Source organism: Streptomyces sp. BK239 (assembly GCF_004217285.1).
In the GTDB taxonomy this organism is placed as follows: domain Bacteria; phylum Actinomycetota; class Actinomycetes; order Streptomycetales; family Streptomycetaceae; genus Streptomyces.
In genome coordinates, this window is record NZ_SHKS01000001.1 from 703,696 (window position 1) to 722,504 (window position 18,809).

Below are 18,809 nucleotides of genomic sequence, written 5' to 3' on the forward strand. Positions count from 1 at the left end.
TGACGCCACGGCCGCGCACTGACACGTGTCGCGGCCGCCCCCATGACAGTCGTATAACTCCCTGGCTCAAGTGCCCTTACCCCTCTTCACAACAGCCACACATGGCGTGCGAAGATTCCGGTCCCGGCATCCCTCCCGCCGGGGCAGAGGGGAAACAACCAGTGAAGTCAAGGAAATTGAGCCGTACGCGGCGTCGAGCCGCGATACTCGGCGCTGCCGCCACCTCGGTCGTCGCCGGCGTGGCGCTGCTGCCCAACTGGAGCGCCGGCGCAGCGGTCGTCGACGACCCGACGGTGGACGCGAAGACGAAGGCCACCTTCCAGCGGCTGGCGGACGCGGTCTTCACCGACCGGACCGAGGCCCTGGTCGACGGCAAGCGGGGTGACCGCAAGAAGCCGCTGACCGACGGTTTCTCCGGGAAGGTGAAGCTGTCCTCCGGTCTGGCCCGCACCGAGGACTCCGCGCTGTCCTCGCTCGACCAGCGCAAGGCCACGCTCGCCAAGCTCGGTGAGAAGTACAGCAGCGGCAGCACCTCGGTCACCCTGAACGCCACCAGCGTCAAGGGCCGCACCGCCAAGGTCGCGGTCACCGAGACCACCACGCTGACCTACGCGAAGGTCCGCGGCGGCGAGCCGCAGGCCACCGGCTTCCAGGCCCGTCACGAGCTGACGTTCACCGCCGACAAGCACGGCAACTGGCAGCTCACCGGCATCCGTGACACCGACGACGGCGTCGCGGTGAACCAGACGGACCGGCCCGCCGTCGCCCCCCGCGTCGGCACCACCGGCAGCACCACGCCGGCGGCGCCCAAGGCGTCCACCACGTACCCGGGCCCGGCCAACCCGAAGAACTTCAGCGCCAGCGGCCTGAACTACAACGCGATGGCCGCGTACGCCAAGCAGTACTGGTCGAACTACAACCCGGCCTACCCCAACTTCAACGGCCACGGCGCGGGCGGCGACTGCACCAACTTCGTCAGCCAGTCGCTGAAGGCGGGCGGCTGGAAGCACGTCCCCGGCTACGTGTACGACTACACCAAGTGGTTCGGCAACAACGAGATCCAGTCGGACTCGTTCGTCGGCGTCAACGAGTGGTCCTGGTTCGCTCAGAACTCCAAGCGGACCACCAGCCTCGCCAACGTCTACCAGCTGGACGTCGGCGACGTGCTCCAGATGGACTTCGACCGTGACGGCTCGAAGGACCACACCATGATCGTCACCTCGAAGAGCCGTGGTGTGCCGTACCTGACGTACCACTCCACCAACACCTACAGCCGGTCGCTGCAGAGCATCCTCGCGTCGTACCCGACCGCGAACTACTACGCGTACCGCACCTGATCGGGGCCCGCGCCTGACCGGCCGTCGTGCCCGTCAGGCCGGGAACTCCTCCCGGCGTTCCTGGTTGCGGTCCCGCTCCTCCGCGAGGTCGGGATGGCGCGCCCGGTAGTAGGGGTTGTCGTGCGGCAGGGCCGATCCGACCCTGCCGTACATCCCGAAGACCAGCAGCAGGATCCCGATCACGAAACTGAGCAGGCAGTTCTGGATCTGGAACGCCAGGAAGTTGTAGTCCGTCTCCAGCAGCCCCATGTTCAGGAAGCCGCTGAGGACGAACAGCACGCCCAGGGTCATGTTCAGCGTGGACGCGAAGTTCCCGCCGATCACCATTCCCACCATCAGCAGCAGCCCGACGGCGACCGACAGCCAGCTGAGCGCGCCGTTGGTGTTCAGCGACCAGACGGTGTCCCCACCGGTGTCGAAGAAGCCGATCCGGTGCAGGATGCCGAAGATCCCGAACGTGAGCAGCCCGGCGCCCATGAGCCCGGCGCCGATCCGGTAGACCTTGTTCAGCCGGTGGTCGACGGGCAGATGATCGTCCAGCCGGATACGCCGCCGATGCTCCGAACGCACCGTGTGTGTGGCCATCGCCGCCTCCCTGTCTCGCTCGCCGGGCCGACGGACCCTTGTACGCACCCGGAGCGCGTGCCTGCGTGCGCGCACCACGTGCCTGAGTGCGCACCCGGAGCGCGTGACCGGAGCGCCCGCCGAAGTGCGCACCTCCCAATATCCGCCCGCCGCGCCGGGGCGGCAACGGCAGCCCGTGTGCCCCCGGCACCGGTTCAGTGGGCCGACGCCGCGCCTCGCTCGCCCCGGATGTGGGCCACCACGTCCGCGACCGTACGGCGGACCGCCTCCGTCTCGGTGAGGAAGTGCCAGTAGTCGGGGTGGTGGCCGTCCAGCACGGTGATGGCCCGTTCCAGACGGGCCACCGACTCGTCCAGCGGCCGGGCGTGCCGCGGGTCGGGCGTGTTGCGGCCGGCCATGGCGAGCCGCTGGGCGTCGCGGATCGCGAACCGGGTCCGCTCTATCTCCTGACGCGGGTCCTTCTGCACGGCGTTGAGCCGGGCCAGACGGTCCCCGGCGGCCGAGACGGCCTCGTCGGTGGCGTTCAGCAGCGCCCGCGCCGTCGACAGCAGCGCGGTGGCGTCCGGCCACCGCTGCGCCTCCCGCGCGGCCCGTGCCTCCGCGAGCCTCGCCTCTGCCTGCCGTACGTGCTCCACGGCCTGCTCCGGGACGTGCTGGAGATCCTGCCAGCAGGGCGCGGTGAACCGCCGGCGCAGTTCGCTCAGCACCGGCTCCACCTGCCCGGCGCGGGTCGTCAGCGCCTGCGCGCGGGTCCGCAGCGACACCAGACGGTGGTCGATCTCGGCGGCCTGCTCCGGCAGCCGCTCGGCCTGCGCCCGGACCGCCTCCGCCTCCCGGGAGACCCGCTCGGCCCGCTCCAGGGTCTGCGGCACACCGTGCTGTCCGGCGCCCTGGTTGAGCCGGGTCAGCTCGGGCCCCAGCGCCGCCAGCCGGGCCGCCAGGTCGTCGGCGCGCAGCCCCGAGCCCCGGGCTGCGTCCAGCGCGTTCGACGCGGCCAGCAGCGCCTGCCGGGCCCGCTCCACGGCGGGCGCGACCCGGGCCAGCTGCGTCTCGGCCTTGCCCAGCAGCGGTCCCAGCCCGTCCGCGAACCGGTCCAGCTCTCCCTTGACCCGCTCCAACTCCTCCTTGGCGCGGGCAAGTTCACTCCGCGCGCGGGCGGCGGCCGAGGCTTCGAGGTCGTCGCGGTCCAGATCCTGGGCGTCGACGGCCTGGATGTACTGGTGGCTGGCCTCGTCGACGCGCCGGCCGATCGCCTCGAAGTCGGCGACGGCACGCCGGGCCGCCGGGGAGTCGTCGACGGCGGTGATGGTCTCGATCGAGATCCGCAGGTCCCGCTGGGCGGTGTCGAGTTCGTAGAACGCGGCGGCCGCGGCGTCCTTCGCGGCCTGCGCCTCGGCCCGCTGCCCCTCCGCGCGCCCGCCGAACCAGCGCCGGGTGCCCCCGCCCGCGAACGCGGCGGGCAGCGCGAGCGCGGCGACGAGCGGCAGCGCGGCGAGGACGAGCGCGTCCCGCAGCCATGCCGCGCGGCGGCCGGGGGCGGGGGTCGGTGTGCGGCTGGGCCGGCGTGCGCGCGGCTCCGACGGCGAGTGCGGCTGCGCTGGTGTCGCCGTCACGATCCCTCTCCCCGTGGTGTGATCCGCCCGTGCCCGGTGTCATTCTCCCACCGCTTGAGGACGAACACACGAGCCGATCAGTTCGCCTCCCGCGCGCAGACGTCGCTTCGGCGGGACGGGATACGGGTTTGCGGGGCAGTACCTGCGGCCATGTAGTCTGTCCACTCGTCCTGGGTGCGTAGCTCAGGGGTAGAGCGCCTGCCTTACAAGCAGGATGTCGGCGGTTCGAAACCGTCCGCGCCCACCAGGTGAGAAGCGAGAGGGCCCCCGGAGTTCCGGGGGCCCTCTCGCGCGTCCGGGCGCGTGCGCTACGTCTCCTGTGCGTCCTGCCTGCCGCCGTCGGACGCGTCCTCGGCCGGCGGGGCCGGCGGTGCGTGCTTGAGGCGCGTGCGGGCCTCCACGAGGTCACCGGTGGCGACGTCGGTCCAGAAGCGGTGACAGGTGACGAACACGGCGAGCTCGTGCTCCCGCTGCCGGAGCTTCTCGACCTCGGCCTGTTCGTCCGCCGTCCAGCCGGGGGAGGCGGGGCGCTCCACCTTGCGCCAGCCGCCGTCGTCGCTGAAACCGTCCAACGGCTCGACGGACCAGGGGAGCCGCTTCAGGAGGGCCGACAGCTCGGCCCGCACCTGATGCAGCTCCTCCTGGCCGGCGCGCAGATCGCTCGGGAAGTCAAAGGAACTCGCCACACGGCAATGGTACGCCTGTTCGAATTTGGGTGGCGAGCTCAGTCTGGGGGATCGTGTGTTCGAAGGAGCGGGTGGGACTGTCAGTGCCGTCACTTACGGTGACGTCATGGAGAGCATCGGTGCGGGCGAGGGCACGGGCGGGGAGCGGGTACGGCTGGTCCCCTGGGCGGAGGGCGACTTCTGGCTGCTGCGGCGGACCAACAGTCCCGGGATGACGGCCCACCTGGGCGGACCGGAGCCAGAGGACACACTTGCACAGCGGCACCGGCGGTACGTCGGGCTGGAGGCGGGGTGCATGTACCGGGTCGTGTCGGCGGGGAGCGGGGAGACCGTCGGCTCGATCGGCTACTGGGAGCGCGAGTGGAGGGGCGGGACGGTCTGGGAGACGGGGTGGGGCATCCTGCCGGAGTTCCAGGGCAGAGGCCTCGCGGTGAGCGCGGCGCGGGCCCTGACCGGGGTCGTGCGCGCCCTGCGTCCGGCCGGCGGCCACGCCGCCCTGCACGCCTTCCCCGACGTCCGGCACGCCGCCTCCAACGCGGTGTGCCGCAAGGCGGGGTTCACGTTGCTCGGGCAGGCCGACTTCGAGTATCCGAAGGGCAACTGGATCACGTCGAACGACTGGTGCGTCGACCTCGACGGCGACGCGCCCACCGGAGCGGGGGGACACTGAGACCATGTGCCGAAGCATCAAGACGCTGCGTCCGCCCGCGCTGCCCGAGGAGGCCACGGACGACGAGATCAGGGCCGCCGCCCTGCAGTACGTGCGCAAGGTGTCGGGCTTCCGGGCGCCGGCCGCGCACAACCGGGAGGTGTTCGACGAAGCGGTGGACGCGATCGCGGCAGCGACCGCGAAGCTGCTGGACGGTCTGGAGATCAGGGGCTCGGCAGCAAGGGAAGCGTAGTCCCGGCCGCGCCTCCCCACCGGCGGCGCCGACCCCGGCCCTCCGGGCGGCGGGAGCCCCACACCGGGGTCGCCGTGCCGGTCAGTTCGGCTGGCGGCCGGTCCTTCCGGTGGCGTCAGTCCCGCGGCGGAGCGCCGTGCCGGTCGGGCCTGCGGGCGGCCGGTTTCTCCGGCGGTGGCAGCCGCAGGCCGGAGCGCCGTGCCGGTCAGGCCGGCTGGCAGCCGGTCCCTCGGGGCGGCGGCGTCCCACACCCGGGGCGTCGTGTCGGTCAGGTCGGCTGGCGGCCGGTTTCTCCGGCGGTGGCAGCCCCGCGTCGTGTCGGTCAAGTCGGCGGCGGCCGGTCTTTCCGGCGGCGGCAGTCCCACGCCGGGCCACCGTGCCGGTCAGGCCGGCTGGCAGGGCGGTCCCTGGGGGCGGCGGCAGCCGTAGGCCGGGGCGTCGCGTCGGTCAGGCCGGTTGGCGGCGCATGACGTATGCCGCTCCCGCTCCCGCTCCGAACAGCGCCAGCACCGACACCGCCGTGGCCAGCCATGCCGTCCCCAGCCACTGGGTGCCGTAGTACCCGAGCGCCGCGCTGTACGCCGCCCAGGACAGACCCGCCAGCGCCGACCACGGGACGAAGTCACGCGGGCGCCGGTGCGCGGCGCCCGCGACGAAGGAGACGACCGAGCGGCCGGCCGGCGCGAACCGGGCCAGCACGAACAGCGCCCCGCCGCCCCGCGCGAGCGCCCCGCCGAGACGCGCCTGCGCGGTGGTGAGCCGCCGGGAGCGGGATATGGCGCGGTCCAGACGCGCGCCCCCGCGCCAGGCCAGCCGGTACGCGGCCAGGTCGCCCAGCACGGACGCGGTCGCCGCGGACAGGATCAGGGCCAGGATGTCCGGTACCTGATGCGGCAGCCGTCCGGTCGCCGCCCCCGAGCCCGCGGCGGCGGCCGTCGCCGCGGCGATGACGAGCACCCCGCTCGGCAGCACCGGCAGGAACACGTCGAGCAGCACCGACAGCGCCACCAGCACATAGATCCACGGGGCGCCGATCAGCGCCCACGCCCCCACACTCTCGAACACCCCGAACTCCCCGGTCTCCCCCGTAGCGGCCGGCCTCGCCGCGGTGTCGCGGGGGAGCGGCAGGTGCGGCCATGACAGCCATACAGCGTACGCCGATGATGTGACAGAAGGGTCACAGGGTGCGCGTGTGTTCGGCAACGCACAGACCCGCGAGCCGCCTCAACGACCGTGCGCGGAGCGGCAGAAGGGCCCCGCCGGGTCGACGACGGAAAGCGCCCTCCCCGTGCGAACGGAGAGGGCGCCCCGGGTACGACCGCGTGGGTGGGGCCGCGACGGGCCGGTCGTCGGCGTCCGGCCGTGACGGGTCAGGCCGTGACGGCCGCCTCGCGCGCCGCCGGCTCCTGCTCCTGCTCACGCGCGGTGCGCCGGCTGAACAGCCGGTCCAGCCCGAACGCGCCGGAGCCGGTGAAGACCAGCAGCAGGAAGGCCCAGCAGAACATCGCGGACGCCTCGCCGCCGTTCTGCATCGGCCACAGCGCCTCCGGCTGGTGGACCTTGAAGTACGCGTACGCCATGGAACCCGAGGCGATGAACGCGGCGGCGCGGGTGCCCAGACCGAGCATCACGAGGGTGCCGCCGACCAGTTGGATGACGGCCGCGTACCAGCCGGGCCAGGTGCCGGCGCTGACGGTCCCTCCGTCGGTGCCGACGGCCCCGCCGAGGACGCCGAAGAGCGAGGCGGCGCCGTGGCAGGCGAAGAGCAGGCCTACGACGATGCGGAACAGGCCGAGCGCGTACGGCTGTGCGCTGTCGAGACGAGCGGACATGAGGGGGGTACTCCTTCGGTTTCGGTCAAGACGACCGGTCCTGGGGACGGACCGGTCGGTGGGGGCGGCGGTACCGAACGAGTGACCCACGGTAGGCGGATTCCGGCGATGCTTGCAAGTTCAACATTTGGCCACCGCTTGGATTCCCCTTGGCGCTTTCCTGGTGACAGCGCAGCACGTAGAGCGCTTTCTGTGCCCGGGTGCGCTACCGAGAGAGTGACCGAATCCACACCCAACGCGACCGAATACGACTGACTGAGACTTGATTTGCCTCTCGGGTGACCGAATGTGCACCCACGGCGACCGGATTCCCGCCGCCGGCCCCCCTCAGGACCCGCTCAGCCGTGACTCCATGACCGTCTCCAGGCCGGGCCGCCCGCCGTTCCGCGCCGGCTTCACCTGCTCCAACCGCAACCGGGCCGAACGACCGCGCAGCGTCAGTGTCATGAGCTGGTTGCCGAACCAGGGCCCGCCCTTCTTGCGCCAGCTGACGGGCGGTCGGGCGCAGTGCCCGTGCCGTCGGAACCGGCGTCCTAGGGCCCGCGCCACCGCGCTCCACCCGAAGCGGAAACCCACCCGCATCGACAGCGGGACGGAGTTGTGGACGGGCGAGCACGTCAGCTGGAGCACCCGCGCGTCCGGCGAGCCGTCCCGCCACCGGGTCTCGGCCACGTACGCGTGGTGCACGTCCCCGGAGAGCACGAGCACCGTCGCCGGGGCCTGCGGGCCGGTGCCGATCTCCGCGAACAGGCCGGTCAGTTCGGCGAACGACGACGGGAACGCCGCCCAGTGCTCCAGGTCCGCCTTGCGCCGCAGCCACTCCCCGAACCGCGCCCAGCGAGCGCCCCGTTCGCCCCGGCACAGGGCCGAGCTCCAGCCCTCGACGTCGTGCACCAGATGAGGCAGCAGCCAGGGCAGGGAGGTGCCGACGAGGAGGTGGTCGTAGGAACCGGGCTCGTCCAGCACCTGGGCGCGCAGCCACTCGGCCTCGCCCGGGTCGAGCATCGAGCGCTCGCTCTCCTCCAGCACGCGCGCCGCCCGCGAGTCCACCATCACCAGCCGCACCCGGCCGAAGTCCCGCCGGTAACTCCAGCGCGCGGAAGCCGAGTCGGCGTCGGCGCGGCAGGCGAACTCGCGCAGCGCGTCGGTGCCGTCGGGCGTGGCGCACACGGCCGCGTAGAGGGGGTCGGCGGCCAGCTCGGCGGGGGAGAGGTTGCCCAGGTGCTGATATACCCAGTACGACATCAGCCCGCTCAGCAGCCGCTCGCTCCACCAGTGGGTGGCCCGCATGTCGGTCAGCCAGGAGGCGGAGGTGTTCCAGTCGTCGATGACGTCGTGATCGTCGAAGATCATGCAACTGGGCACGGTGGACAGCAGCCAGCGGATCTCGGGGTCGAGCCAGGACTCGTAGTAGAGGTGGGTGTACTCCTCGTAGTCCGCGACTCCCGTGCCCGGCGGTTCGTCGGTGTCGCGGCGGGCGGCCAGCCAGCGCTGCGTCGCGTCGGAGGTCTCGTCGGCGTACACCTGGTCGCCGAGCAGCAGCAGGACGTCGGGCCGCTCGCCCTCCGGGTCGGCGGCGATGCGCGCGGCGAGGCTGTCCAGGGCGTCGGGGCCCACGGGGTCGTGCGCGTCGGCGGCGGGCGCCGCCCACCTGCAGGAGCCGAACGCCACGCGCACGTCGTCGCCGCCGGCCGGGCTGCGGATGACCGACGGCGGAAACGACGAGGGTGCGTCCGGCGCCGGCCACACGCGTGTGCCGTCGAGGAACACCTCGTACGGCGTGTCGGTTCCCGGGGAGAGGCCGGTCACCGGAATCAGGGCGTAGTGGTGTCCCGCCACCTGGAAGGTGCGGGCGGTGCCGCCGGAGCCGTCCGCGCAGCGCACTTCGGCGGCGCACGGACGGCTCGCCTCGACCCATACGGTCGCGGACGTGCTGTCGGCGTATCTCAGCAGGGGTCCCAGCCGCAGTCCGGCCATGTGATCGCCTCCTCCGTCGCCCCGTACGGTACGGAATGACGGGGCGCGGTGGGGAGATCCCGGCGGCGAACCGCGTGCGGTCGCCGGATCAGCAGCTCGCCAGCTGGTTCGTGAGCGCGCTCTTCTCGGCGGAGTCGACCGACAGGCCGTAGTAGTACTTCACCTGCACCCAGGCGCGGACGTAGGTGCAGCGGTAGGACGAGACCGACGGCATCCACTCGGCCGGGTCCTGGTCGCCCTTGGCCTGGTTGACGTTGTCGGTGACGGCGATGAGCTGCGGGCGCGTCAGGTCGTTGGCGAAGTTCTGGCGCTTGGCGCTGGTCCAGCCGCCGGCGCCGGAGTCCCAGGCCTCGGCGAGCGGCACGACGTGGTCGATGTCCAGGTCGGCGGCGGCGGTCCAGGTGGCTCCGTCGTAGGGGGAGTACCAGCTGCCGCCGGTGGCGGTGCAGGCGGAGTTGACGACCACGTTGGACCCGTCGCGCTTGAGGACGGTCTCGCGGGTGTTGCAGGAGCCGCTGACGGTGATCCAGTGGTTGAACAGATCGCGGTCGTAGCCCGTGCGGTCCTCGGCGGCCACCGTGAGCGAGGCGAGGTAGGTGCGGGCGGTGGCGGCGCTGACCGGGGTGGGGAGGGTGGCGGAGGCGGCCGGGCCGTTGAACAGCGCGACGGAGGCTGCCAGTCCGGTGAGCGCCGCGAGTATGCTGAGCCGTTGACGCGCGTAGACAGAGGGCCTGCGGGACATACGAACTCCCTTGAGGGGTGAGGGCGTTGCGGTGCGAGCGGGGGAATGCTCGCGGGGCCGCGTTGCGGGGAGGTGTGCGTGCGGTGAGAAGTTAGTGACGTGCGCATGACACGACAAGACGTTCGGTGTGAAGCTTTTCGGCGGCGTGCGGGGATGTGGCGAGCGTCACCGGCGGGCGAGGCCGGTGCAGGTGTCACGTACCATGGACGGCGCAGAAGGGGAGTAGCTCTTCGCCGGACCGTCGACATACTGCTCGGCCCGTCCTCGTGACGGATGCCGGGCCGGCGCCCGGAGGCCGATCCGCACCCGTGTGGATCCGCCAGCGAGACCTTCGGCAAGCAGTGCACGCCCGTGCCGTCCGGCGCGGGCGCCGTGTGCGCTGCCGTGCCGAGGCGTCTCCGCAGGGCCGACAGGCCCCCCGCGCTCTCGGTGGGGCAGCCCGACCGATTGAGGAACCTTGATCAGCGTTACCGTGACGGCGCTCGTCTTCGGCGTCGTCTTCCTCGCCGAACTGCCCGACAAGACCGCCCTCGCCGGCCTCGTCCTGGGCACCCGCTACCGCGCCTCCTACGTCTTCGCCGGCGTCGCCGCCGCCTTCGCCGTGCACGTCGCGCTCGCCGTCGCGGCGGGCAGCGTGCTGACGCTGCTGCCGCAGCAGATCGTGCACGCGCTGACCGGTGTGCTCTTCCTCGGCGGCGCGGCCGTACTGCTGAGGAAGAAGGACGACGACGAGGACGAGGTCCGCACGCCCGAGAACCAGTCCTTCTGGAAGGTCTTCGGCGCGGGCTTCATGCTCATCCTCGTCGCCGAGTTCGGCGATCTGACCCAGATCATGACGGCGAACCTCGCCGCCCGCTACGACGATCCGCTCTCCGTCGGCCTCGGCGCGGTGCTGGCGCTGTGGGCGGTGGCCGGGCTCGGCATCGTCGGCGGTAAGGCCCTCATGAAGCGGGTGCCGCTGCGGCTGATCACGCGGATCGCGGCGGCGCTGATGCTGGCCCTGGGGGCGTGGAGCCTGTGGGAGGCGATCGCCGGGTGAGGCGGGCGGCCGACACCGGGTGACGGGGGCGGCGGGTGAGGTGGGGCGCAGGGTGAGACGACGCCGGGTGGGACGGTGCGGCTCAAGGGTGGCGTGCACCCCCGGATGTTTTGTACCGTGGGGAAACAAAGTGGCTCCCGCCCGTTTTCCCTGACCGGCGGGCGGGGCCGCCTTGTTCTTCTCCACGCGTCCCCTGCCCCCCGTCCGCGCATGCCGTCCGCCCCCGCGCGCGTTCCGCCTGCCGGGCGCGCGCCCGACCGTGCTGGAGTCGCCGATGCCGGCCCCCGTGTCCGCCCCCACCGTCCTGACCGCCCGCGCCCTCCTGCTCGACATGGACGGCACCCTGGTCAACTCCGACGCCGTCGTGGAACGGATCTGGCGGCGCTGGGCCGCCGGGCACGGGCTCGACGGCGACGAGGTCATGCGGGTCGTCCACGGCCGCCAGGGCCACGCCTCGATGGCCCTGCTGCTGCCCGACCGCCCGAGGGAGCTCAACCTCGAGGACAACGCGCGGATGCTGGCCGAGGAGACCGCCGACATGGACGGCGTCGTCCCGGTCCCCGGGGCTCCCGAGTTCCTCGCCTCCCTCCGCGGCGTCCCGCACGCCCTGGTCACCTCGGCGGACGCCCCCCTGTCCACGGCGAGGATGGCGGCGGCGGGACTGGACCTGCCGCGGGTGCGCGTCACCGCGGAGTCGGTGGGCACCTCCAAGCCGGACCCCGAGGGCTTCCTCAAGGGCGCGGCGGAGCTGGGCGTCGCCCCCGAGGAGTGCGTGGTGTTCGAGGACTCCGGCGCGGGCATCGCCGCCGGGCGGGCGGCCGGGATGCGCGTCGTGGGCGTCGGGGCACGCGCGGCGGCGCATGAACCGGACGTCGTGGTGCCGGATCTGCGGCGCGTGCGCGTGGAGGCCGTCACCGGGGGCGTGCGCCTGCACGTGGGCTGAGGCCCCCGCGGGCGCGGGTCAGCGCCCTGCCGTGTCGGAAGCGCCGGCGGAGGCGTCGTGGGGGGTGTCGTCGGAGGCGTCGGCCGTCGGGACGCCGGCCCTTCAAGGCTCGTGCGTCTCCGACTCCAGGCGGGCCCGGGTCAGCTGCCCGTACACGCCGAGTTCCTCGCCCTGGATCCCCCGGGACCGCTGGTAGGTGCGCAGCGCCTCCTCCACCTGGCGGGTGAAGACACCGTCGGGCTTGGCGTCGTAGAGGGACAACTGGCTCAGACGGAGCTCGAGTTCCGTGACCTCGTCCCCCCGGTCGCCCGGCCGCAGGACGCTCGCCCCGGGGCTGGCCACGCCCGCGTCGGCGGCCCCGTTCCCGGGCCTGGGGGGCGGCGCGGTCGTGCTCGGGCCGGCCGACGGAGTCGGGGAGGCCGACGGGGATGCCGACGGCGAGGCGTTCGACGGCGACGCGGAGGGGGACGGTGACGGGCTCCCGCTCGCGGAAGGCGACGGGGAGGCGCTGGGGGAGTCCGAGGGTGACCCGGGCGGGCTCGCCGACGGCGACGCGGAGGCGTCCGCGCTGGGCGAGGTCTCCGGCACGGCCGCCCGGACGTCCTCCGGGGCGGCGCCGTCGCGAGTGGGCTTCTCGTAGGTGAACAGCCCGCCGGCGAACCCCACCGCCGCGACGACCGCCACCGCCCCGGCGGCCGCCGCGATCAGCAGCGGGCGACGGCGCCGGCCGCGCGGCTCCCCGTCGTCGCCGTACGCGTCCCTCGTGTCCGGGCCTTCGCCGGTGCTTAAGGGCCCCGGGCCCGACACGGCGGGGAGCGCCGTCGTGCGCGCGTCCGCACCGGCGGGGCTCACGGCGCGCAGCGGCATGGTGGCGTCGGACGCCGCCGAGGGGACGGCCGGCAGCGGCATGGTCAGGTCGCTCGCGGAGACGCCGTCCGCGGGCGGGGCGTCCGCCGTGCCGGGAGCACCGCCCTCGCCGTCCAGTTCCACGTAGGGCCGTATGCGGAGCGGATCGAAGTCCCCCGCCGCGGCCGCCTCCGCCTCACGCGTGTCGCGCAGGGCCTCGGCCGCGCGCCGCGCGCAGGCGCAGGACGGGGTGTTGTCCGCCGCGCGGAGCGCCCCGCACTCGGGGCACGGAAGCCTGTGCTGTCCCGGTCGTCCCTGCCACGCCGTCGGCTCGTTCACCTGTTCGCCCCTCCCCGTACGAACTCCAGAGACTACCCAGAACCTCCACACGACCGCCCGTCGGACACCCGTACGATCCCGGACGACCTCGACACGGCCGGCGGCCCGGAGGAGGAACCAACGGGACTCGAGAGGCCATAACGGGTCACACCGATCACGATGGAGGTGTTCGCGACAGCCCCGGGAGGCATTCATGGCCCTGGACGCACATGCCAGGACGGGGGATCCGCGCCAGGAGCACGTTCCCGGCGGCGTCCTCGTCTCGATCGGCGCCCTGCTGCTCGGCATGCTGCTCGCCGCCCTCGACCAGACGATCGTGTCGACCGCGCTGCCCACCATCGTCAGCGACCTCGGCGGCATGGAGCACCTGTCCTGGGTGGTCACGGCGTACCTGCTGGCGTCGACCGCTGCGACGCCGCTGTGGGGCAAACTCGGCGACCAGTACGGGCGCAAGAAGCTGTTCCAGATCGCGATCGTGATCTTCCTGGTGGGTTCGGCACTGTGCGGCATGGCCCAGGACATGGCCCAGCTCATCGCCTTCAGGGCCGTGCAGGGCCTCGGCGGCGGCGGGCTGATGGTGCTGTCGATGGCGATCGTCGGCGACATCGTCGCGCCCCGGGACCGCGGCCGCTACCAGGGACTGTTCGGCGCGGTCTTCGGCGCCACCAGCGTCCTCGGACCCCTCCTCGGCGGTCTGTTCACCGAACACCTCAGCTGGCGCTGGGTCTTCTACGTCAACCTGCCCGTCGGCGTCGTCGCCCTCGCCGTCATCGCGGCCGTCCTGCGCATCCCGCGCAAGGCGACCGAGCACGTCATCGACTACCTGGGCACCTTCCTCATCGCCGCCGTCGCCACCTGCCTGGTCCTCGTGGCCTCCCTCGGCGGCACCACCTGGGCCTGGGGTTCGCCGCAGATCGTCGGACTCGCCGTGCTGGGCGTCCTGCTCGTCGTCGCGTTCGTGGCCGTGGAACGCCGCGCCGCCGAACCCGTCCTCCCCCTCAAGCTGTTCCGCATCCGCACCTTCACCCTCTCCGCGGTCATCAGCTTCATCGTCGGCTTCGCCATGTTCGGCGCGATGACCTACCTGCCGACGTTCCTCCAGGTCGTCCAAGGCGTCTCGCCCACCCTGTCCGGCGTGCACATGCTCCCCATGGTGGTCGGCATGCTCCTGTCGTCCACCGTCTCCGGTCAGATCGTCAGCCGCACCGGCCGCTGGAAGGTGTTCCCCGTCGCCGGCACCGCCGTCACGACCATCGGCCTGCTGCTCCTGCACCGGCTGGACGAGGGCAGCTCCACGGCGGAGATGAGCACCGTGTTCTTCGTCTTCGGCCTCGGGCTCGGCCTGGTGATGCAGGTCCTCGTCCTCATCGTGCAGAACGCCGTCTCCTACGAGGATCTCGGCGTCGCCACCTCCGGCGCGACCTTCTTCCGCTCCATCGGCGCGTCCTTCGGCGTGGCCGTCTTCGGCACGGTGTTCGCCGGCCGCCTCGGCGACGAACTCGCCGACGCCTTCCGGGGCGTCACCCTCCCCGCCGGCGTCTCCGCCGACGCGCTGGAGGCCGACCCGCGGGGCATCGCCGCGCTCCCGGCCGCACTGCGCCCGCCGGTCCTGCACGCGTACGCGACCTCCATCACCGACGTCTTCCTGTACGCGGCGCCCGTCGCCCTCGCCGGCTTCGTCCTCGCCTGGTTCCTCAAGGAGGAACCGCTGCGCGGCTCGGTCACCGCGCCGGACGTGACGGAGACCCTCGCCAGCAACCCCGTCGAACGCTCCTCCTACGACGAGGTCTGCCGGGCCCTGTCCCTGCTCGGCACCCGGGAGGGACGCCGCGAGATCTACCGCACGATCACCGCCCGGGCCGGCTACGACCTCCTCCCGGTCGCCAGCTGGATGCTGCTGCGCATCCGCCGGTACGGCAGCGTCGAGCCGTCCCGGCTCGCCGAGCGCAGCACCGTCCCGCTCCCGGTGATCCTGGACGGCACCCGGCAGATCGAGGAACGCGGGCTGGCCCGGCGCGAGGGCCTCGACCTGGTCCTCACCGACGAGGGGTGGACGGTGGCCCGCCGGCTGGCCGGGGCCCGCGAGGAGTCCCTCGCCGAACTGCTCGGCGACTGGTGGGGCCCGGACCGCCCCACCGACCTGACCCGCCTGGTCAGGGAGCTGGGCGGCGAACTGTGCGGCTCGGACCGCGAGCAGCCGCACGACGAGCGGCCGGTGACACGGCCGGCGTAGCTGTCCGGCGCCTCAGCTCAGGCTCTTCGTGAACCAGTGGTCGGCGTACGGGTCGTCGTTGTGCGGCTCGGTCTCCGCGTACCCGAGCCGCGCGTACAGGGCGCGGGCCTCGACCAGGTCGCCGCGGGTGTCCAGGATCATCCGGGTCGCCCCCGACGCGCGGGCGCTCTCCTCGGCGGCGGCGACCAGCAGCGCCGCGCCGCCCCTGCCCCGGGCCCCGGGCAGCAGGAACACCCGCGTCAGCTCGGCCGTCGCCGCGTCCAGCAGCCGTACGCCCGCGCTCCCGGCCGGCGCGCCCTCGTACCACGCGACCAGCAACAGACCCCGCGGCGGTGTCAGCCGATCCCCTCTCCCGGCGGCGATCTCCCGCTCCAGCTCGGCCGGGTCGGTCCTGCGCCCCTCGTGCAGCAGGTACCAGCGGTCGCTGACCTCCGTGTAGTACTCCCGCCACAACGCGGCGGCGACGGGGGAGTCCACGGGTTCCGGGGCGATGGTCCATGCGGTCGCGACGCTCATGCCGGTCATTGTCGTGGGCGTCGCGCGGCTTTGCCCGCCGTTTGTACGACGTCTTCCGGGCAACCCGGAATCGTGAACCGGCCCGCGGGGCCGACCACATCGGAAGGCAACCATGTCCACAGGCGTGATCATCGCTCTGATCGTGATCGTGGCGGCCGTCATCGCCGTCGCGGCCGTCCTGGCCGTGCGGTCCCGAGGGCCGCACGGGGGACGCAGCCTGAAGCATCGCTTCGGGCCCGAGTACGACCGTGCCGTGGCCCGGCACGGCGGAGACGTCAAGGCCGCCGAGCGGGAGCTCGGCACACTCGTGGAGCGGCACGGCGGACTGCAGGAGCGTCCGCTGGAGCCCGCCGAGCGCGAGCGGTTCGAGGCCCGCTGGACGGCGGCGCAGGAGCGCTTCGTCGACTCGCCCCGTGAGGCGGTCGCCGAGGCCGACCGGCTGGTCGCGGAGGTGGCGGGCGCCCGGGGCTTCCCGGACGGCGCGCAGTACGACGAGCAGGTCGCCGCGCTCTCCGTGCACCACCCGCGCCACGTCAACGGCTACCGGCACGTGCACCACGTGGCGCGCTTCCACGCCGACGGCGGCGCGCGCAACGGCCAGGCCCCCGGCACCGAGGACCTGCGGTCCGCCATGGTCGAGGCCCGCGCCCTCTTCGACGAGCTGGTGAAGGAGGGCCGGCACGGGGCCGGCCGTCACCGGTCGCCGGCCGGGGTGACGCAGGGCCGCGAGACCCACGCGCGAAGCGAGCACCGCTCCAGCCTCCACCTGCCGCGAGGCTTCCACCGGCACCAGACGAAGGAGAGCTGAGAGGAATGCCCGACGTGACTTCGAGCGGCGAGGACCGCGAACGGACGACGACCCCGGAGCAGACCGGACGGGCCCGGGTGAACCCGGTGACGCCCGTCAGCCCCGTGGACCCCGTCCACAAGGACACGACGTCCCCCGGCGCGGGCGCGGCCGACCCGACGACCGGCCGGGAGACGAGGGACGCACGGGACACCCTCCCGGGCGGGACCCCCGGCGTGACCGGCACCGAGGAGCGCACCGGCGCGGGCGCGGCCGACCCGACGACCGGCCGGGAGACGAGGGACGCACGGGACACCCTCCCGGGCGGGACCTCCGGCGTGACCGGCACCGAGGAGCGCACCGGCGCGGACGCCGACACGACCCGCACGGACACGCCGTCGGCGCGGCCGCACTCCGCTGCCGACCGCTCGCACGGCCCGCAGGGCTCCCCGCTGCTGCCGAACGAGGAGTGCGACGAGCTCGCCTCCCGGCTGCACCACGCGGTCGCCGGGTTCGTGGACCGGCCGCGTGACGCCGTCGAGGAGGCCGACCACGTCCTGGAGGAACTGGCCGCCCGCTTCACCGACGCCGTCAACGACCGCCGCCGCACCCTGCGCGGCTCCTGGCAGCTCGCCGAGGGCGGCGGCGCCCAGGGCGGCAGGAAGGGCGACGCCGCCGCCACGGCCGTCGACACCGAGCAGCTCCGCCTGGCCCTGCGGGACTACCGCGAACTGACGGAGCGGCTCCTGCACGTGTGAGTGTGCGTGCCGACAGGCGCGTGTCGTGCCCGACGCGTCAGCTGTTCTCCGAAGCCGCCTCCCGGCGCTCCCGCCACTGACGTACGACCGCTTCGACGTCGTACGGCTGCATCCCGAGCGGGGGGCCGGGCGGCGGCTTGAACATCATGTCGCGGAGTTTGACGTTGACGTCCGTGATGATCTTCCGGACGAGGCGTTCCGAAGGGGCCGCGTACGCCGCCGCCAGGGCGTCCTCCGCCTCCTTGCGCAGCGCGAGCGCCGGCGGAAGCACCGAGAGCCCCTCGCGCGCCATCTTGCGCTTGATCCACCACAGTTCGTCGTACGCCGTGTCGGCGCCGGACTCCAACGGCTTTCCAGCGCCCGGGAGTTGATCGAACTCGCCCCGGAGTTGCGCGTCCCGGATCTGCTTGTCGATCCAGGAGTCGAACGGAACACCGGGTGGCTTTCGCTCGGTCATGCGTCCATTGTGCCGGACGTGGCGGGGCCGGGCGATTTAGTATGCGGCCGCTGTGCAAGGTCACTTGCACGCCACTGTCGGACACAGTCACGAGGAGCGCACGTGCTCGAACTCACCATGGCCACCGTCTCGGGGACGGAAGAGGGTGCCACGGCCGGCATGCTCATGGCCGACGCGCCCAGCGAGCCGGGGGCGGTGCTGCGGGTGGGCCGGGACAAGTCCGTCTGCCGCCTCGTGACCCCCGAGGACTGGCTGTTCGTCTCCCGGGTCCACCTGGAGTTCCTGTGCGGGCCGGAGGGCGTCTGGCAGGTCAGCTGGCTGCGCGGCTCCCAGCCGGACCCGTCCTCCGAGGTCCGGCTGGTCGTCGGCGAGTACGCCCAGACCATCCCCTACGGCGGCACGGTGCAGCTGCCGCGGGGCGGCGTCGGCGAGATCGTCGTCGTCGACCGCACCGGCCCGCGCAGCGTCAACGTCGGGTTCTTCCACGAGGCGTAGCCCCGGGGAGCCCCGCGGGGCTACGCCAGCACGCGGGCCAGCGCGAACCCGTCGTAGCCCTTCGCCCCCACCGTCTGGACCGCGGTGCCGCTCAACCGCGGGTGCGAGCCGATGAGTTCGATGGCGGCGCGGGTCCCGCGCACGTCGTCCGCGTCGCTGGCCGCGTCGACGACCCGGCCGCCGCGCACCACGTTGTCCAGGACGATGAGACTTCCCGCGCGGGTCAACTTCAGCGCCCATTCGAGGTAGTGGGGGTTGTTGACCTTGTCCGCGTCGATGAAGACCAGGTCGAACGGGGGCGGGTTCTCGTCGGCGAGCAGCGGCAGTGACTCCAGGGCCGGGCCGACCCGCACCTCGACCTGCTTGTCGAGGCCCGCGCGGGCGATGTTGCGGGCGGCGACCTCGGCGTGCTTCGGGCTGTACTCCAGGGTGATCAGCCGGCCGTCGGCCGGGAGCGCGCGGGCCAGCCAGATCGTGCTGTACCCGCCGAGGGTGCCGATCTCCAGGATCGCGCGGGCCCCCTGGATCTCGGCGAGCAGCTGGAGCAGCTTGCCCTGCGCGGCCGTGACGCTGATCGGCGGCAGCTCGGCGGCGTCGCTGTCGCGCAGGGCCGCGGAGGTGACCTCGTCGTCCGGGGAGAGGTGGTCGGTGAAGTAGGCGTCGACGGCGTCCCAAACCTGCGACTCGCTCATGCGCTGCTCTGCCTCTCGTGTGAACTCGGC

20 protein-coding genes and 1 tRNA gene are annotated in these 18,809 nt (G+C 73.0%); 10 read left to right on the top strand and 11 right to left on the bottom strand.

Annotated elements, in window-relative coordinates:
- Positions 1-161 precede the first annotated feature (161 nt).
- On the top strand, positions 162-1,337 hold the full coding sequence (locus EV567_RS03045) for an amidase domain-containing protein (protein WP_165430292.1): 1,176 nt from the start codon (positions 162-164) through the stop codon (positions 1,335-1,337).
- Positions 1,338-1,370: 33 nt separating this feature from the next.
- Here EV567_RS03045 and EV567_RS03050 read toward each other — a convergent pair whose 3' ends face one another.
- Together EV567_RS03050 and EV567_RS03055 are read right to left on the bottom strand one after the other, a co-directional pair.
- Positions 1,371-1,922 carry a DUF4383 domain-containing protein gene (locus EV567_RS03050; protein ID WP_130436987.1) on the bottom strand — a complete coding sequence of 184 codons (552 nt, stop codon included), beginning with the start codon at positions 1,920-1,922 and terminating at the stop codon, positions 1,371-1,373.
- 194 nt (positions 1,923-2,116) lie between these two features.
- The gene (locus tag EV567_RS03055; RefSeq protein WP_130436988.1) at positions 2,117-3,535 is read right to left on the bottom strand and encodes a hypothetical protein; all 1,419 of its coding nucleotides are present in this window, start codon (positions 3,533-3,535) and stop codon (positions 2,117-2,119) included.
- Positions 3,536-3,707: 172 nt separating this feature from the next.
- Here EV567_RS03055 and EV567_RS03060 point away from each other — a divergent pair.
- A tRNA-Val gene (locus EV567_RS03060) sits at positions 3,708-3,782 on the top strand.
- 61 nt (positions 3,783-3,843) lie between these two features.
- Here the strand turns inward: EV567_RS03060 and EV567_RS03065 are convergent.
- On the bottom strand, positions 3,844-4,221 hold the full coding sequence (locus EV567_RS03065) for a hypothetical protein (protein ID WP_130436989.1): 378 nt from the start codon (positions 4,219-4,221) through the stop codon (positions 3,844-3,846).
- 106 nt (positions 4,222-4,327) lie between these two features.
- Between EV567_RS03065 and EV567_RS03070 the strand changes: the two genes are divergently transcribed.
- Positions 4,328-4,891 (top strand): GNAT family N-acetyltransferase, encoded by a 564-nt coding sequence (locus EV567_RS03070; RefSeq protein ID WP_130436990.1) that lies wholly within the window; start codon positions 4,328-4,330, stop codon positions 4,889-4,891.
- A gap of 4 nt (positions 4,892-4,895) precedes the next feature.
- Positions 4,896-5,123: a DUF2277 domain-containing protein gene (locus tag EV567_RS03075; RefSeq protein ID WP_130436991.1), complete on the top strand. Its 228-nt coding sequence runs from the start codon at positions 4,896-4,898 to the stop codon at positions 5,121-5,123.
- 447 nt (positions 5,124-5,570) lie between these two features.
- On the opposite strand, the gene EV567_RS03080 is transcribed toward EV567_RS03075, so the two are convergent.
- From EV567_RS03080 to EV567_RS03095, 4 genes are all read right to left on the bottom strand, one after another.
- The gene (locus tag EV567_RS03080) at positions 5,571-6,188 is read right to left on the bottom strand and encodes a DedA family protein (protein ID WP_130436992.1); all 618 of its coding nucleotides are present in this window, start codon (positions 6,186-6,188) and stop codon (positions 5,571-5,573) included.
- A gap of 305 nt (positions 6,189-6,493) precedes the next feature.
- Complete coding sequence (locus tag EV567_RS03085) at positions 6,494-6,955, bottom strand: DoxX family protein (protein ID WP_130436993.1); 462 nt, start codon at positions 6,953-6,955, stop codon at positions 6,494-6,496.
- A 327-nt stretch (positions 6,956-7,282) separates the two neighbouring features.
- Positions 7,283-8,932 carry an alkaline phosphatase D family protein gene (locus EV567_RS03090; protein ID WP_130436994.1) on the bottom strand — a complete coding sequence of 550 codons (1,650 nt, stop codon included), beginning with the start codon at positions 8,930-8,932 and terminating at the stop codon, positions 7,283-7,285.
- An 88-nt stretch (positions 8,933-9,020) separates the two neighbouring features.
- Positions 9,021-9,674 carry an HNH endonuclease family protein gene (locus tag EV567_RS03095; protein ID WP_130436995.1) on the bottom strand — a complete coding sequence of 218 codons (654 nt, stop codon included), beginning with the start codon at positions 9,672-9,674 and terminating at the stop codon, positions 9,021-9,023.
- 457 nt (positions 9,675-10,131) lie between these two features.
- On the opposite strand from EV567_RS03095, the gene EV567_RS03100 reads away from it, so the two are divergent.
- Positions 10,132-10,713: a TMEM165/GDT1 family protein gene (locus EV567_RS03100; protein ID WP_130436996.1), complete on the top strand. Its 582-nt coding sequence runs from the start codon at positions 10,132-10,134 to the stop codon at positions 10,711-10,713.
- A gap of 274 nt (positions 10,714-10,987) precedes the next feature.
- Complete coding sequence (locus EV567_RS03105) at positions 10,988-11,656, top strand: HAD-IA family hydrolase (RefSeq protein ID WP_130436997.1); 669 nt, start codon at positions 10,988-10,990, stop codon at positions 11,654-11,656.
- Positions 11,657-11,758: 102 nt separating this feature from the next.
- On the opposite strand, the gene EV567_RS03110 is transcribed toward EV567_RS03105, so the two are convergent.
- Positions 11,759-12,841, bottom strand: a complete 1,083-nt coding sequence (locus EV567_RS03110) for a peptidoglycan-binding protein (protein ID WP_242620659.1) — start codon at positions 12,839-12,841, stop codon at positions 11,759-11,761.
- 193 nt (positions 12,842-13,034) lie between these two features.
- Between EV567_RS03110 and EV567_RS03115 the strand changes: the two genes are divergently transcribed.
- Positions 13,035-15,074, top strand: a complete 2,040-nt coding sequence (locus EV567_RS03115) for an MFS transporter (RefSeq protein ID WP_130436999.1) — start codon at positions 13,035-13,037, stop codon at positions 15,072-15,074.
- A 12-nt stretch (positions 15,075-15,086) separates the two neighbouring features.
- On the opposite strand, the gene EV567_RS03120 is transcribed toward EV567_RS03115, so the two are convergent.
- Entirely contained in the window at positions 15,087-15,590 is a 504-nt protein-coding gene (locus EV567_RS03120) for a GNAT family N-acetyltransferase (RefSeq protein WP_207228661.1), read from the bottom strand.
- Between the two features lie 112 nt (positions 15,591-15,702).
- On the opposite strand from EV567_RS03120, the gene EV567_RS03125 reads away from it, so the two are divergent.
- Complete coding sequence (locus EV567_RS03125; protein ID WP_130437001.1) at positions 15,703-16,398, top strand: hypothetical protein; 696 nt, start codon at positions 15,703-15,705, stop codon at positions 16,396-16,398.
- A 5-nt stretch (positions 16,399-16,403) separates the two neighbouring features.
- Entirely contained in the window at positions 16,404-17,135 is a 732-nt protein-coding gene (locus tag EV567_RS28040) for a hypothetical protein (RefSeq protein WP_347400479.1), read from the top strand.
- A 37-nt stretch (positions 17,136-17,172) separates the two neighbouring features.
- Here EV567_RS28040 and EV567_RS03135 read toward each other — a convergent pair whose 3' ends face one another.
- A complete protein-coding gene (locus EV567_RS03135; RefSeq protein WP_130437002.1) occupies positions 17,173-17,592 on the bottom strand; it encodes a DUF1992 domain-containing protein in 420 nt (139 codons plus the stop codon).
- 102 nt (positions 17,593-17,694) lie between these two features.
- Here EV567_RS03135 and EV567_RS03140 point away from each other — a divergent pair, with 102 nt between their 5' ends.
- Positions 17,695-18,087, top strand: a complete 393-nt coding sequence (locus EV567_RS03140; protein WP_130437003.1) for a hypothetical protein — start codon at positions 17,695-17,697, stop codon at positions 18,085-18,087.
- A gap of 20 nt (positions 18,088-18,107) precedes the next feature.
- Here the strand turns inward: EV567_RS03140 and EV567_RS03145 are convergent, their stop codons facing one another.
- Positions 18,108-18,779, bottom strand: a complete 672-nt coding sequence (locus tag EV567_RS03145; protein ID WP_130437004.1) for an O-methyltransferase — start codon at positions 18,777-18,779, stop codon at positions 18,108-18,110.
- Positions 18,780-18,809 lie beyond the last annotated feature (30 nt).